6 protein-coding genes and 1 tRNA gene are annotated in these 15852 nt (G+C 70.1%); 1 reads left to right on the forward strand and 6 read right to left on the reverse strand.

Annotated features, from left to right (window positions below; genetic code table 11):
- Positions 1 to 7: 7 nt before the first annotated feature.
- Together ACZ5TL_RS24750 and ACZ5TL_RS24755 are read right to left on the reverse strand one after the other, a co-directional pair.
- Positions 8 to 508 (reverse strand): hypothetical protein, encoded by a 501-nt coding sequence (locus ACZ5TL_RS24750; protein WP_468592422.1) that lies wholly within the window; start codon positions 506 to 508, stop codon positions 8 to 10.
- Between the two features lie 12 nt (positions 509 to 520).
- Positions 521 to 6532, reverse strand: coding sequence for an RHS repeat-associated core domain-containing protein (locus tag ACZ5TL_RS24755; RefSeq protein WP_468592424.1), 6012 nt, complete (start codon positions 6530 to 6532; stop codon positions 521 to 523).
- On the opposite strand from ACZ5TL_RS24755, the gene ACZ5TL_RS24760 reads away from it, so the two are divergent.
- On the forward strand, positions 6522 to 6806 hold the full coding sequence (locus ACZ5TL_RS24760; protein WP_468592426.1) for a hypothetical protein: 285 nt from the start codon (positions 6522 to 6524) through the stop codon (positions 6804 to 6806). The two genes, ACZ5TL_RS24755 and ACZ5TL_RS24760, sit on opposite strands and share 11 nt — an antisense overlap.
- Before the next feature lie 313 nt (positions 6807 to 7119).
- Here ACZ5TL_RS24760 and ACZ5TL_RS24765 read toward each other — a convergent pair whose 3' ends face one another.
- The 4 genes from ACZ5TL_RS24765 to ACZ5TL_RS24780 all read right to left on the reverse strand — a co-directional run bounded on the left by ACZ5TL_RS24765 (position 7120) and on the right by ACZ5TL_RS24780 (position 15680).
- Positions 7120 to 11469, reverse strand: a complete 4350-nt coding sequence (locus tag ACZ5TL_RS24765) for a LamG-like jellyroll fold domain-containing protein (protein ID WP_468592427.1) — start codon at positions 11467 to 11469, stop codon at positions 7120 to 7122.
- Positions 11470 to 12532: 1063 nt separating this feature from the next.
- Positions 12533 to 12609 (reverse strand) — tRNA-Thr (locus ACZ5TL_RS24770).
- 106 nt (positions 12610 to 12715) lie between these two features.
- A complete protein-coding gene (locus ACZ5TL_RS24775; RefSeq protein ID WP_468592563.1) occupies positions 12716 to 14353 on the reverse strand; it encodes an alpha/beta hydrolase in 1638 nt (545 codons plus the stop codon).
- 121 nt (positions 14354 to 14474) lie between these two features.
- Positions 14475 to 15680 (reverse strand): DNA polymerase III subunit delta', encoded by a 1206-nt coding sequence (locus ACZ5TL_RS24780; RefSeq protein ID WP_468592428.1) that lies wholly within the window; start codon positions 15678 to 15680, stop codon positions 14475 to 14477.
- Positions 15681 to 15852: the final 172 nt, after the last annotated feature.

A 15852-nucleotide genomic window follows, 5' to 3' on the forward strand; every position in this document is an offset into this window, starting at 1 on the left:
CTGCCGGTTAGTCCTCGTCCTCGTGCAGGTCCTCCGGCAGCAGATGCCGCGCCACCTGGAGGAGCCGCTCCACCCGGGCCGGAGCCGTCTCCACCTCCTTTACCAGCCAGTAGGCGACAAGAGCGCTGCCTTTGGCCCTACCTGAGAACACTTCCTCGTACAGGGTCCAGATGCCTGTCCGTACGACGTCCTTGCACGCCTCGGCCAGGTGGCCGTCGTCCAGGACCACAAACCCCCAGACCAGGTCCAGGAACTGATGCCGGGCCTGCACGGAGAGGCTGTGCCCGGCCAGCCCGGCCATCATGGCCCGCGCGACCGGGACCACGGTCTTCGTCCCCCAGGTCTCCTGGAAGACGTGGCCCTCGATTCCGCGCGGCTCGGCCTCCTCCCGCGTCTGCGCGCGGGCCAGCCGCAGCAGGTCCCCGGGAACGTGTTCCGCCGACTTGCATCTGCGGCACGGAAGTGCGGCCCAGTCGTACAGGCTCAGCTCCAATTCCATGGCGTCCATCGCCCACTCCCCTCAGAAGTGCTGCTTCTCCCAGATGCCGCCCTTTTCCGGCACGGCGCCCGATTCAAACTGGAACGGAGACGGATAGTCCAACTGACATTCCACGCACACGGGCTTCACGACGGCGACGGTGCTCTTGTCGGCCTCGGTCACCACGGTGTACGCGATGGTGAACCGTACCTTCGTGGGGTCACCGCCCAGCGCGCGTACGACATTGCCCTCGGCACAGTAGCTGGGTCCGGGTTTGCACCCGCCCGACTGAGCCAGGGCTATGTCGCCCGTCTCGATGTTGTAGCCACCGGCATAGGTCTTGTGCCTCTTCTTCTTCGTGAAGTTTTTGATGGCGAAGTCGGCGACCTGGGACGACGCGTCCTCCATCCGGCTGGCGTGGGTCCAGCCCGCGGGGGCCTTCTGGACCTCCAGGGCGGGTGCGCTCTTGCCGCCGACGCCACGGGTGCTGACATCGGGTCGGGGGACGATCCTCGGCGGTGCCGCCTTCGGCGGCGCCGACTTCTTCGCTGCGCCCGAGAACAGTTTCCCGAGCGCGCCCTTGACCACGTTCACGACGGTGCCGGGCTTCGACGCCGCCTTGGCGCCGCCGCCGACGCCGGCGGCACCCGGGATGAACGGCGTCAGGAACTTCCCGATCCAGTACGAGGTCTTGTACCAGGCGCCGCTCTGGTCCGGCCCGCGGATGGTCTGGTAGACGCTGACCAGGCCCTTGCCCGCGCGGTCGTTCTTGATCTTCTGGGCGTTGCCGCTGGTCCAGCCGAAGGTGTCGGTGACCGTGTAGACGCTCTCGGCGAGGTCGTAGTAGCCGTCGACGACGCCGTTCTTGATGCCGGACCCGACCTGCTTGGCCTTCTTGACGGTGTTGTCCCACCACTTCCACTGACCGGTGCTGTCACTGAAGGTGACCGGCGAGTTCTCCGCGTAGGCGTAGCCGTTGAGCTGCTGCGGGTCCGTGAGGTCCATGACCGGGTCGACGCTGAGGAAGCGGCCCGTCGTGGAGTCGTACTCACGGGCACCGAGGTGGCCGAACCCGGTGTCGGAGGTGTCGTCGGTGCCGCCGACGAAGCCTCGGGTGCCGACCCACGCGGTGGGCGGCGTGCCCCGGAGGCCGCCGAAGGGCAGCGTGCGGCGCTGGGTCAGCTGCTGGGTGGCGGCGTCGACCGCGAGCTGGCCGGTGCCCTGGTGGTCGGCGAGGGTGAAGGCGATGGCCCCGTTGTCGGACTTGACGGCCTGGTGGCCGCCGCCGAGCGGGGTGTAGCGGGTCGCCTTCGCCTTGTCGGCCCCCTTGGTGAGGGTGAGTTCGCTGTGGCCGAGGTAGAGCGTGGTCGTCGAGCCGGTGCGGCCGATCAGCCGGCTGCCGTCGGCGCCGTAGACGTACTCGGTGACCTTCCCGGCCTCGGTGACCTTGGCCAGATGGCCTTCGGCGTCCCAGTCCAGTTTCTGGCCGCCGCGGGTCGTGGTGTTGCCGGTCGCGTCGTAGCCGTAGGACTCCTTGGAGGTGGTGCCGTCGGGGCGGCGCGTGGTGACCGACGTGAGGCCGTGCGGGTGGGCGCTGCCCGGCGTCGGATAGGCGTACGTCCGCTCGGTGTCCTTGCCACTGTCACCGGACGGGTCGTGCAGGGTCTCGTTGAGACGGTTGCCGGTCTTGTCGTAGGTGTAGGACTGCCAGTACGGGGCCGGGCCGCCCACCGCGCCACCGGACGGGGCGGTGGCGCAGGTCTTGTCGCCCTGCGTCCATGCCTCGGTCAGCCGCTGCAGGTAGTCGTAGCCGAAGCACTGGGTGTCGGTGCCGGAGCGGGAGACGTCCGAGACGGACAGGATGTTGCCCGACTGGTCGTAGCGGTAGGTGTTGTGCCGGTCGACGCCGTTCACGTCCTGCCGGTCCACCCGTGAGGTTTCGAGGCGCTGGGTGCCCCACTCGTAGGTGTTGGTGACCTGGACCGGCTTGGCCCCGGCAGCGGTGCCGTACATCTTGTACTGGAGCGGTTTGCCCGTCTTGGAGTAGTTGGTCTCCGACTTGAAACCGTCACCCAGCAGGGAGACGGGCCGCAGGGTGTCCGGCTCGTAGGTGTACGAGTGGCCGCCGCCCGGCAGCGAGCCGGCCGCGGAGTAGCTCACGCCCCTGACCAGCCCGGAGGGCAGGTAGGCGGTGCCCGTCTGGTAGGTGCCCGCGAGGGCGCCCTCCCGCTCGGGGACGACCACCGCCGTGCGCGCCGGCCGGTACAGACGGTCGTACTGGGTGACCTTCGAGGTGTACGCGGCGCCATCGACGTAGCGCGTGGCCTCGGCGAGGAGGCCCTTGGCGCCGCTGACGGTGTCGTACGTCCATTTGGCGCGCAGTGTGCCCGTCCCGGAGCCCTCGCGCAGCTCCGTCTGGCGGTCGAGGCCGTCGTAGCGGTGGGCGAGGACGGTGCCGCGGGCGTCCTTGGTGGTGGTGAGCAGGCCGCGGTCGTCGTAGGTGCGGACCGTGGTGCCCCGGTCGGGGTCCTCCACCCGGGTCTCACGGCCGCGCTGGTCGTAGCCGTAGCCCCAGGTGTTGCCGGCCGGGTCGGTGACCTTCTCCAGCTCTCCCTTCAGGGTGTACGCGTACTTGGTGGTGTCGTAGGCGGCGTCGGCGCTGCGGGTGTGGTGCTGGCGCAGCTCGGTGACCTGGCCGCGTGGGTTGGCGATCGCAGTGGTGGCGGTGGAGCCCTCCGGCGGGATGACGGTGGTGCGGTCGCCGCCGTAGAGGGTCTGGGTATTGCCGAGGACGGTGCCGCCGTCACCGTTGCCGGCGACGTCCCAGGTCTCCGTCTCCCGGCCGAGCCCGTCGTAGGTGTGCCAGGTCTGGGTCTCCACGCTGAGTGCGTCGGCCGGCTTGAACAGGTCGCGCTTGGGTGCGGCCTCGTCGTTGAAGTACGGCGCGAACGTCCGCCCGGTCAGACCGCGTTCGTCGTAGAAGACGTCCGTGAGGATCCGGCCGCCCTCCGGGCCCGGCGACTGGGTCTGGCGCTCGCGCAGGAAACCGTCGTAGAGGACGTACGAGGCGCGCTGTCCGCCGTTGTTGTCGAGGGTCTGGGTGCGGATCGCGGCCGGCTTGTTCTCGTCGATGAAGTACGTGAACTCGTAGTTCGGGGTCTGGCTGGTGCGCCGGTCGGGGAGCCAGATCTTGTGCGAGCGGCCGAGCGCGTCGTAGGTGAACTCGGCGCGCTTGCGGTTGGGGTCGACCTGCGCGGACGGCCGGCCGCGCAGCGCCTCGAACTCGGTCACCGTGGACTGCGCCGTCGACGCCACGCCCGGCTTCGCGGGCGGGGTCGTCTCGGTGACCTTGGCGGGGAATCCGCCGGCGGGGCTGTAGGCGGTGGTCGTCGTGCGGCCGTCGGTGCGGGCCGTGTGGACGGGTTTGCCCGTGCTGCCGGTCACTGTGACGTTCGCGGTCAGGTCGGTGGTGGTCAGGCGCCGGCCGTAGGAGTCGAAGGTTGCCTTGGACTCCAGGTAGGTGGCCGTGGTGCCGTCGTGGCTCTTCAGCGTCGCGGACGCGGTGGCGTCGCCCTTGGTCGCGGCGTCGCCGTACTCGCCGCCGTCGTAGGCGGTGCGGACGTCGGAGACGACGTCCTTGGCGCGGTCCGGGGTGCGGGCGCAGGCGCCGAGGACGGTCTCCTCCCGGGCGACAAGGGTGAGGATGGAGCCGGGGGCGTAGGTGGTGCGGGTGCACCGGTCGTCGGCCGTGGTGGTGGTGTCGCCGAGGTCGTCGACCCGGGTGACCCGTCCGGCCACGGTGTCGAACGTCGACTCCGTCGCCGTCGTGGCCCACTTGGTGCCGGCGCCGCCGTCCAGGGAGGTCCAGGACGCGGTGCGGGCGGTGCCGGTGAGGTTGGCGGTGACGGTGCCCCAGTCGCGGACCTTCTTGGCGGTCTGGTGGTGCCAGGGCCGGGTGACGGTCTTCGACAGGACCTTGCCGCCGACACCCGAGTAGGTGACGGTCTTGTAGGCGAAGCCGGCCGCAGACGCGTGGTCGGTGATCGGGTCGCCCTCACCGCTGCCGAGGGAGACGGACACCTTCTTGGTGCCGCCCTTGGCGGACTCGCGGTCGCCGTCCATGCCGCGCAGGAAGTAGGTGTCCTGCTGCGTCTTCAGAGCGGAGGCGCCGCCCTGGCCGCCGGACTTGACCCGGACGTGGCCGTAGCCGCGCCACTGCGACCACGTCTTGTGCTTCTGCCTGGTCAGGCCGTCGTCATCGTCGAAGTGCCAGGCCGCGCCGCCCAGGTACTCGTACCGCGTCACACCGTCCGGGGCGCCGCCGGTGCGGTCGGTCTTGGTGGTGGAGGTGACGACGTACTTGTTGAACCACTGCCGCTCCGGCGCGTCGTCCGAGTCACCGCCGATGAACTGCGGGTAGCAGCGCGTGGTGTTCTTCTCCGGCGTCGGCAGCGCGTTGAAGGAGCAGGCGGGCGCCGAGTAGTTGATGTCGACCTGGCCGCCGTACTCGTCGGCGACGGTGGACAGCCGGGACTTGATGAACGGCGCGTAGCCGTCACCGGTCCTGTCGAGGCGGTTGGGCAGCTGGGTGTAGCCGAAGGTGGTCTTCGGCAGGGTGATCGCCGGGGTCGCGGTGTGCCCTGTGTGCTGGACGGAGTCCAGCAGCAGCTGGTAGTCGGTGTCGGCCTTGCCCCAGCGGTGGCCCAATTTCCAGGAGTCGACCTTGGCGTAGGCGGTGCCCTTGAGGACCTCGGCGGTGATGCCGGTCAGCCGCTTGCGGGTGAAGAACACCGGGGACAGCCGTCCCTGGTCGCAGTCCTTGCCGACCTCGCAGTTGAGGTCCCAGGGCGTGTCGTACCAGTAGAAGGCGTCCTTGCCGATGTCCTTGCAGGTCGTCTTCCCGTCGGGCAGGCAGCGCTCGGAGGTCGTGAAGTCGACCTTGGCGAGCGGCTTGCTGCCGTACATCGACGACGACTTCAGGCCGTACTCGATGCGGTCCAGGGAACCGCCGCGCACATAGCGGGTGTTGTCCTTGGCCTTGAGGTTGCGGCCGTAGGAGTTCTTCTCCTGGTCGTAGTAGTAGGCGACCGCGTTGCCGTGGGTGTCGACGACGTAGTCGAGGTTCCAGCGCCACGCCTGCCGGCACCAAGAGTCCGCGAAGGACGACTTGTGGCAGGGTTCGCCGGAGTCGTCGCCGAAGACCGGGACCGTCCAGGTGGAGTCGGTGGTCTCCTTGCCGTCCTTCCAGCCTGGCAGCCGGTTGTAGCCGAAGTAGTAGCGCACGCCGTCCGGGTCGGTCAGGCGCCAGTACTCGCCGTTGTTGTCGCCGTTGCCCCGGTTGGTGGAGCGCAGACGCTTGATGCGGCTGCCGTCGTCCTGCTTGAACCTGAACTCGTCGCCGCCGACGGGGACGAGTTCGCCGCCCTTGCCGTTGAAGGTGATGAACGCGTTGTCGTAGCCCCAGCACAGGTCGCCGGGCTTGTCGCCGTCGGCGTTCTTGACGCCGTCGTCGTAGCACGGCTTGTAGCGGCGCTCGATGAAGCCGGACCACAGGTCGAATCCGTCACCGGCCCAGGAGGACTGGTTGTTGGTGGTGCCGGTCTGGCCGTCGATCTGGCCGGAGTTGTACGACAGACCGAGGTCCGGAGTCAGCCCGCCGGGGACGTCGGGCACCGGGATGTCGTACGACCAGGTGAAGTCGCCCGTGTTGAGGTTGGTGTCCCAGGTCGCGGAGGGGGACAGCTTGGTGGCGGTGTAGTCGCCCTTCCCGGCGGTCTCCTCGGCGGCGGCGACGGCCGCGAGGACCGTCGGGCCGGACGAGCGCAGGGCCACCTTCGACGCGGTCAGCGTCTGCTTCTCGGTGTCGTTGACCGTCGCCACGGGGGTCGTGGGACGGCACTCCGCCTTGTCAGGCTTGTCCAGGGCGCACGCGGGCAGCTCGACCAGCGTGAGCCGGGATCCGTAGCCACCGCCGAACGCCTCGGCGAAGGAGGAGTAGTCGAGGGAGGCGTCGGCCTTACCGGGCCGGCCGTCGGCTTCAAGGGTGAAGACCACACCGTTCACACCGGCCCGCTCTGCTGCGGTGCGGCCCAAAACGCGGGCGCTGGCAGTGCCTTGGGCACTGGAACTGGAACTGGAACTGGAACTGGTACTGGTACTGGCACTGGTACTGGTACTGGTACTGGTACTGGTACTGGTACTGGTCCGGGTGGCTGTGGTGAACCGTGCGGAGCGTTGTCCGTTGGTGGCCGTTCGGGGCATGGCGGCTCCGGTCACGCTGACCAGCTCCGCGCCCTCCTTCGGCCAGGCAGCCTTCGGCTTGCCCTGAGGCGTGCGGGGCCCCTTGGTGGCGGTGCGGGGCTCGCCCGTGCGGGTGTCCTTGCCCTTGACCGGCTGCTCGGCCGAGGGAAGGCCGGGCAGGTCACGCCCGGCGGCGGGGGTTGCTGATGCGGCGGCGGTCTGCAGCACCGTGCCCACCATGACGGCGGACAGGGCCAGCGCCACCCTGCGTCGGACTGCCGTATGCAGTCGCGATCTGGATGTTCCAGACATAGGTGATTGAAATCCTCGTGGGGGATCCGGGCCGGCCACGCCCCCGGAGGGGCGGGCCGGCGGAAAGGAAAGGGAGCGGACGTCGGGGGTCAGCCGATGCCCGGTACCTCGGTCGAGAGGTCGAACCAGGTGGTGGCCAGCTTCTCGACCTGCTCGTCGTTCAGCGCGCCCTGGAAGGTCCAGACGTCGTCGACCAGGCCGGGGAAGTACCCGCCCCAGGCCCCGTCGGTCTTGGCGCGGCCGATCTGCAGGGACTTGGTCGCCTTGAAGGCCAGCGTGTTCTCCGCCCAGGAGACCTGGTCCGCGCACGCGTCCTCGTCGGCTTCCCTGTCGCCGTCGGTGTCGCCGCAGGAGACCACCTGGAGCGTGCCGTTGACGTAGAGGCGGGCCTGCTTGGCGAAGCCGTCGTAGACGACGGCCAGGTGGTTCCAGTCCCGCGCGTCGGAGAACTCGCTGTTGGTGACACGTACGACGGTCGCGTCCGTGCCGTCCTTGCTCCGCACCGTCAGTGCCCAGTGGCCGAGGCCCTCCGGATCGGCAGTGTCCGGTACGAAGCCGACGTTGAAGGCGCTCTGCCCGGAGCCCTCGGCGCTCACCAGCGAGACCCCGCTCTTGGGCAACGCGGCGGCCTGGGCCCAGGCGGTGACGGTGTAGCTGGCGCTGGTGTCCACCGGGACGGACGTGGTGGCCGCGTAGCCGCGGACGCCGTCGAGTTCCAGGCCGCCGTAGTCGATGAAGGCCGAGTCGGACTTCGTCGCGCCGCCGTTCAGTGTGAGCGCGCTGCCGCCGGAGACGGCGTTCGGCGTGGTGACCGCGCCGGTCCCGGTGGTCTCCTCGAAGTTCCAGCGGCTCTTGACAAGGGGCCGTTGCTGGAACAACTGGCGGACCTCGTCATCGGCGACCGGCCGGTCGAAGAGGCGGACCTCGTCGATGCTGCCGGGGAAGTAGTCGACGTACTTGCCCGTCCAGATGGTGCGGCCGACCTGCACGGGGCCCTGGGCCTGCCACGTCTTCGGGGCGGCGTCGGTGCCCTGCAACTGCCCGTTGACGTACAGCCGGATCTGGTGGGCGGTGGCGTCGTGGACGGCCACCAGATGGGCCCACTCACCGGGCCGGGCGGGCTGCTTGGCCGCCACGCGTTGCTCGCTGATGTTGCCCGCCTGGACATCCGCCAGCGAGGTGCGCAGGGACCAGGTCTTCTTCCCCGCCTCGTACGACAGATAGAACGGGCTGTAATAGGTGCCGCTCTGGCTGAGCACGGTGCGGTTGCCGGTGGTCTCCCCGGCGGGCAGCTTCGCCCAGGCCGACACCGTGTACGAGCGGGCCGTGTTGAGCACCGGGCGGCCGGTGGCGGCGTAGCCGCTCTTCCCGTCCAGCGTCAGGGCCGCGCCCGCGACACCGCTCGCCCCGCTCGTCGCACCGCCGTGGAGGGTCAGCGGCTGCTCGGCCGCCGTTCCGGCGACCTCGGTGGCGGTGGCCTCCTCGTCCAACGGGAAGACGGCACGCGCCGGGCGCCCGCTGGTGAGGTCCTGGCCCTGGTGCAGCCGTCCGGCCTCGGCGGTGGTGACCGCGCGGTCGAAAATCCGCACATCGTCGATCGTGCCGGGGAAGAAGGACTTGTGCGCCCCGCTGTAGATACCGGCGCCCAGTTGCAGACCCCGGCGGGCCTCCCATGCGGTGGAGTACGCGGTGGAGCCGGCGAGCTTGCCGTTCACGTACAGCAGCAACTGCTTGGCCGTGGCGTCGTACGCACCAACCAGGTGGGTCCACTCGCCCGCCTTGGCGCCACCAGGGGTGGCGGACATGGCCCGGGCGATGGAGGCCCCGGGCTTGTCGGAGGTGTACTGGTTGAACACCCAGCGGTCGTAGTACTGGGAGTAGTACAGCTCGAAGCCCGGCGAGTCGTTGCCCGGCTGGGCGGCGATGATCGCCGCCGTACCCGGCATGCGGTCGAGCCGGGCCCAGGCCGCGACGGAGAAGCTGTCCGAGGTGTCCACGACGGTGAGGTCGGAGTCGGCGTAGCCGGACGCGCCGTCGAAGTGCAGGCCGGTGCCTTTCCTCCCCTCGGCGCCGAGGGTGGCCCCGCCGTGCAGCCGCACGGTCCGCGGGGTCGTCTCGCCGGCAGCCGTGGTGGCACCGGCGGCCTCGTCGAGGCGCCAGGCCGCCCGCTCCGGCTGGCCGGCCTTGATCCGGAACTGGTAGGTGCGGATCTCGGAGCTATTGCCCGCCCGGTCGAACGCCTGCGCGGTGACGAAGTTCAGCCCCGGCTTCGCCGGCAGCAGCCGTACGGACCTGGCCGCGCCGCCGCTCGTGGAGATCTGGCGGGACGCGGACGGGTCGGTGTTGAACCCGTAGCGGTAGCGGACCACGTCCGTCGAGGAGGAGTCCAAGGAGAAGGTGCCGTACTGGCCCACCCCGTCATACCACGGGTCTTCCGGGTCCTCCGGATCCGACGCCGGGTACTGGCCCGAGGAGATCGCAGGGGCCTTGGGCACGCTGGTGTCGTAGACGAAGTAGCAGCCCGTCGGATCCCCGGCGTACGACCACGGCGAGTACTGCGCCCCGTCGTACGACCGGACGTACCAGTGGACCTGCTTGTTCGGCGTGATCGACTTCGGCAGGACGATGGAGAAGCTCGAACCGGACTTCTTGTACGACGTCCGGGCCGGCTTCCAGCGAGCGATCAGGCCCCTGCCGTCACCGGAGTCCCACTTCGCCTGGAACTGGACCGCGATGTTGTCGCCGTCCGGGTCGGTGATGTTGTTCGCGTAGATCTTGCCCAGCGTGCGCACCCGGGCCGCGCTCCCGGGCTTCTTGCAGGTGCCGCCGTACTCCATGGCGAGCTGCGACATCTTCACCTGCCGCGGCGCGCGGTTGTACTTCACGCGCAGGAACGCCTTGTTCGAGAACCGCTTCCAGCCGTACCGGTCGCGCTCACTGGTGGCCCGCAGCCCGAACGTCATCGACGACCATTTGCCGTTCGCGGCCTGCTGGACCGCAGACTTCACGTTGAACTCGGCGTCCTTCGCGGCGCAGCCCGTGTAGCCGTACGCGAACGACTTGGTCGCCAGCTTCTTGACCCAGAACCCGGACGCGTTCTGCGAGTTCCAGGTCGTCGACGACGAGATGCCCTTCGTCCGCCACAGCTGCACCCCGCGCGCTGAGCAGGACGCCGAGTGCACATTGCGCACCACGAACTCCGCCGACAGGATCGTCTTGCCCGCGAACTTCGAGGTCGGGACGCGGTAGAAGAGCCGCTTGGTGTCGTACGGCTTGCAGTAGGCCCAGCCGCAGTAGCCAAGGCCGGCGTTCGACTTGCCGTTGAACTTCCACTGCGGCGACGACGCCCAGTACTTCGACGCCATCGTCCAAGCTGAGGCACGCGGCGAGTACCACTGCGGATCGATGAACACCGGGTACTCGGTGTCCTTGCCCTTCAGCACGTCCTGGTCCGGCTTGAGGACCAACTCGCGGCCACCGGCCGGGAGATCCACGGCGACGGGGGCGAGCTTGGCGGACTCGGTGGGGCCGGGTTCACTGTCGGTGGCGTCGTCCGGAGCAGGCTCGGCCTCGGCCGACAGGGCGGCGGTCCGCAGGAGCTGAGGAGCGTCCCCCTTGTCGGCGTCCTTGGCGTCATCCGTGGGGTCATCCTTGTCGGCACCGCCACCGGCACTGCCGTCGCCAGAGTCCCACATCAACGGCTTGGGCGCCTCGAACACCGCGTTCCCGGCGCCCTCGTCGACCGCCGCCAGGCCACCGCCCGCAGTCTCCTTCACCTTCATACCGTCGGCGGCCAGCTTCAGCCGCAGCTCGGCCAGCGCCGGACTCGCCGCCGCCTCGGCCGAGTTGACCACGAGTAGCTGGGTGAACCCGTCCTCCTGCGCTCCCATGCGCAGATCGACATCCGGCAGGACGTTCCGGTACATCGCCGTGCCACCGTCCAATTCGGGCACGGGCAACGCGCCTGGCCAGGACAACGCCAGCTCTCGGCCCGCCTTGTTCATCCGCACCAGCGGCACATCGGTCCCGCCGCCGGAGAACTCCAGGCCGACCGTGGTCACCTTGGGCACGACCGCGCCGTGGCCGGTCCGCGTCAGATCCGTGTCGATGGCCTTCCACTCACCGCCGACCCGGGCCCGGACAGGACGCAGGTACTCCCGCGTCTCCAAGGCCCCCTCGGGGGTCACGAACACGTCGTGACTCTCACCGCGCAGTGAGGTGATCTCCACACTCCGGCCGGTTCGTTCGGCCTGCGCCCGTGCCTCCTCCTCGGAAAGCGGCGCCTTCTCGACATCGGAACGGGCCTGCGTCTCCGGCGTGTTCGGCCCTGCCGCGGTCGACGCCGTCGCGGTGGCAGGCAGCAGCCCGACCGCGAGAACGGAACTCACAGCGATCGCGATGGTTCCCCCGACGCCACGCATACGCGCACGCGTCATCATCTTCAGTTCCCCCGCATCATGAAAAACATATGAAACTTTTATGGTCGGCAGGAACCTAACTCGCGCACACAAGTTCGGTCCAGGCCGATTGATTCCGGTCACTCCAGCCGCGCACGACCAACGGGCACTGCCTGATCGACTCCCACAACTCGCTCTCCGCCAGCTCCTGGGCCACCGCCCGTTGAGGTTCGTACGGGCGGGCACGAGGGGCCTCGACACCGTCGTGACGTTCTCGGCGGACAGTGAGTCCTCCTCGAACAAGGGGTGGTCGGTGAGCACCCGGCGCATCGACTCGCTGCGGCGCTCGAGCCTGCCTTCGCCTTGCCATCCCGGTCCGACCACACCGACGTCGCCGTCGCCTGGCAGCGACACCTCCTCACCATGTGCCAGCCCACCGAGTTCGAGACCGAACTCGCCGCGGGCGACCTGCGCCCCCTCTATCCGGCCTGCAGGACGACGTCGACGAGGACGAGTACACCTCCACCGTCGAGCCGCCCGTACCCGCCGGTCTTTCGACCTCGGCCGCCGAGAGCGCGACGAGCGAGTCACCGTCGGGCACCAGCCGACCCAGCAGGCGCTGTGCCACCGCCTCGTCCGCCACCAACTCTGCCCCCTCCGCCCCACTCCGGCCCACCTGCCGACCTCCCACGGATGGGGGTCCGTCCGTGGGCGACGCTACGGCGGGAACCTCACCAGTGACGCCGCCCCTCGACAGCCAGGGTTTCCCCTCGCCTGTCGGAACAGCACAAGCCCTACGCCGCCGACCACCATTCCCAAGGCCCCCGAAACCCTCGACTCCCCAGGGGGCCGGCGAGGCGTTTCTGACTAGCCGCCATGCACGCTTGTCCACCGACTGTCCACCGGAGCGCTTGCCTGCATAGGCAACCGAAGGGCTAAATACCACAAACCTGCTGGTCAGAGCCCTGCCGCGGTCCAGCGACAACAAGGAGCGAACCCGTGACCTACGCATGCGATGCACAGACCGCAAGCGTCCGATCCACCCGAATTCCAAGGTCAATCAAAAGAAAAACCCCAGGTCAGAGGCCCGACCTGGGGTTCACCATGGAGCCGCCTTCGGGATTCGAACCCGAGACCTACGCATTACGAGTGCGTTGCTCTGGCCATCTGAGCTAAGGCGGCGCGCTGTCCGCACCATGGTGCGATCAGCAACGACGGTAAGTCTACACAGTTTCCGAGGGTGCTCCGTACCGGCCCCGGAGGCGGTACCCCCGGGGCCGGGAGGTGGCTATGAGCAGCGCTTTCCGTCCTTGGGCGGGGTTCCGCGCAGGAGGTAGGCGTTGATCGTGCGGTCGATGCAGGAGCTGCCGCGGCCGTAGGCCGTGTGGCCGTCGCCCTCGTAGGTGAGGAGGCGGGCCGAGGAGAGCTGGCCGGCCAGGGCCTGCGCCCAGCGGTACGGGGTCGCGGGGTCGCGGGTGGTGCCGACCACGACGATCGGGGCCGCGCCCCTCGCCTCGATGCGGTGCGGCTCGCCTGTGGCGTGCACGGGCCAGTACGCGCAGTTCAGGGCGGCCCAGGCGAGGCCCTCACCGAAGACCGGGGACGCCTTCCGGAACCGCGGCAGCGCCCTGCGCACCTCGTCGGGGGTGTCGAAGGCGGCCGGCAGGTCCAGGCAGTTCACCGCCGCGTTGGCGAACATCAGGTTGCTGTAGGCGCCGTCGGCGTCCCGCTCGTAGTAGCTGTCGGAGAGGGCGAGCAGTCCGGAGCCGTCGTTCTCCTTCATCGCGGACGTCAGCGCCTCGCGCAGCTGCGGCCAGGCGCCCTCGTCGTACATCGCCGCGATCACGCCGGTCGTGGCGAGCGACTCGGTGAGCCTGCGGCCGTCGGCGTCACCGGTGGGCACGGGCCGCGTGTCCAGCTTCCGGAAGAAGGCCTTGAGGTTCTTGGCGACCTGCTCGGGCTTGGTGCCCGCCCCGCCGAGCGGGCAGTCCGTCTGCCGTACGCAGTCCCGCGCGAACGAACGGAACGCCGTCTCGAAGCCCGCCGTCTGTTCGAGGTTCAGCCGCCGCGCCGGCAGCGAGGGGTCCATCGCCCCGTCCAGCACCAGCCGGCCCGTCCGGTCCGGGAAGAGCCCGGCGTACGTCGCCCCGAGGAAGGTCCCGTAGGAGGCTCCGACGAAGTTCAGCTTCTTGTCGCCGAGCGCCGCCCGCACGATGTCCATGTCCCGGGCCGCCTCCACGGTGGACACATGGCGCAGCAGCCGGGGCGCGTCCGCGCCGCAGCCCTCGGCGAACGTCCGGTACGCCGTGACCAGCCCGTCCGTCTCCTTGCCGTCGTCGGGGGTGGTGTCCGTCTGCGTGTACGTGTCCATCGCCGGCCCGTCCAGGCACTCGACGGGCTCGCTGCCGGCCACGCCGCGCGGGTCGACCGCCACCATGTCGTAGCGGGCCCGCACCTCGGCCGGGTAGCCGATGCCCGCGTACGACTGCACGTAGCCGACCGCCGAGCCGCCCGGCCCGCCGGGGTTCACGAGCAGCGAGCCCAGCCGCTCGCCCGGGCCGGTGGCCTTCTTGCGGGCGAGGGCGAGGCGGACGTCACCCGCGGACGGCTTGTCGTAGTCGAGCGGTGCCTTGACGGTGGCGCATTCGAAGCCGGGCACGCCGCAGCCGCGCCAGGCCGGCTTCTGCCCGTAGTACGGGGAGAGCGCCGCGGGGGTGGACCGTGGCAGCGCCACGAGTGCCGCCGTGTCCGCCGTGGAGGCGGCGGAGGCGGCGGATGTCGTCGAGCTGCCGGAGGAGCAGGCGGAGACGAGCACCGCGGCCGTGGCGAGGAGGCCGGCCGCGGTCCTGGCTCCGCTGCGGGTCCTGCGGTGTCCGCCGCCGGAGCGAGCGGCCGAGGCGGTGCGGGGGGTACGCCTTGTGTGCATCCGGGTGTGCATCCAGCGAGCGTAACTCTGCGCGACGGAATGGATGCCATGCGTGCGTGTCGTGCCTCGTACGAGTGACGGCGTCAACTTCGCGTCTGCCGGGCGGGGGTCGGGCCTCTCGTCAGCCCGCTCTGAGCGCCATCGTCATCGCCTCCACCGCGAGCAGCGGCGCCACATTGCGGTCGAGGGCGTCGCGGCAGGCGGCGATCGCCTCGATGCGGCGGAGCGTGGACTCCGGGGAGCTGCCGCGGGCCAGACGCTCCAGGGCGTCCTCGGCGTCCGCGTTGGCGATGGCGACCCGCGAGCCGAGCTGGAGGGCCAGGACGTCGCGGTAGAAGGCCGTGAGGTCGGTCAGGGCGAGGTCGAGGCTGTCGCGCTGCGTACGCGTTCTGCGGCGCTTCTGCTTGTCCTCCAGGTCCTTCATCACCCCGGCGGTACCGCGGGGCATGCGGCCGCCCTGGGCCGCTCCGAGGGCTGCCTTCAGCTCCTCGGTCTCCTTGGCGTCCGTCTCCTCCGCGAGCTGCTTGGCGTCCTCGGCGGCCGCGTCGACGAGCTCCTGTGCGGCCCTGAGCGCGCTGCCGATCTCCTCGACGCGCAACGGCAGCTTCAGCACGGCGGCACGGCGCTCGCGCGCGGCCGGGTCGGTGGCCAGCCGGCGCGCCCGGTCGACATGGCCCTGGGTGGCGCCGGCCGCCGCGGCGGCGACACCCGGCTCGATGCCCTCGCGGCGTACGAGCATGTCGGCGATGGCGTCGACCGACGGGGTGCTCAGGTTCAGGTGGCGGCAGCGGGAGCGGATGGTCGGCAGGACGTCCTCGACGGAGGGGGCGCACAGCAGCCAGACGGTGCGGGGGGCGGGCTCCTCCACGGCCTTGAGGACGGCATTGGCCGACTTCTCGTTCAGCCGCTCGGCGTCCTCGACGAGGATGACCTGCCAGCGGCCGTTCGCCGGCGAGGTGAACGACTTGCGGACGGTGTCGCGCATGTCGTCGGCGAGGATCTGCGCGCCGACCGCGGCGACGGTGGAGACGTCGGCGTGCGTCCCCACCAGTGCCGTGTGGCAGCCGTCGCAGAAGCCGCAGCCCGGGGAACCGCCGAGGGCCCGGTCGGGGCTGACGCACTGCAGCGCCGCGGCGAACGCCCGCGCCGCCTGGTTCCGCCCGGCTCCGGGCGGGCCCGTGAACAGCCACGCGTGCGTCATCTTCGACGCCTCGGGCGGCGGGGCCTGGGTGGCGGCGGCGGTGACCAGGGCGTCGGCGTCCCTGGCGGCGGCGTCCAGCTGCTCGCTCACCCTCTCCTGCCCGACGAGATCGTCCCACACGGTCATGGGTCACGCCGCCCTTCCGTCACGTTCCGCAGTGCGAATCCATTGTGGGGGTGACCACTGACATCGCCCGCCGCCGCCTGGTCTCGCGGGGCCGGCCCGGGCGCCTCGCGGGCACATCCCAGGCGTCTCGCAGACACCTCCAGACGTCCCGCAGGCACCTCCCGGGCCTCTC

It is taken from the genome of Streptomyces sp. NPDC033136, assembly GCF_055578235.1.

Bases quoted from the DNA above. Each gene is read 5' to 3' on its own strand.
- ACZ5TL_RS24750 (WP_468592422.1), bottom strand. From the start codon at position 508: ATGGACGCCATGGAATTGGAGCTGAGCCTGTACGACTGGGCCGCACTT.
- ACZ5TL_RS24775 (WP_468592563.1), bottom strand. From the start codon at position 14,353: ATGCACACAAGGCGTACCCCCCGCACCGCCTCGGCCGCTCGCTCCGGC.
- ACZ5TL_RS24765 (WP_468592427.1), bottom strand. From the start codon at position 11,469: ATGATGACGCGTGCGCGTATGCGTGGCGTCGGGGGAACCATCGCGATC.
- ACZ5TL_RS24780 (WP_468592428.1), bottom strand. From the start codon at position 15,680: ATGACCGTGTGGGACGATCTCGTCGGGCAGGAGAGGGTGAGCGAGCAG.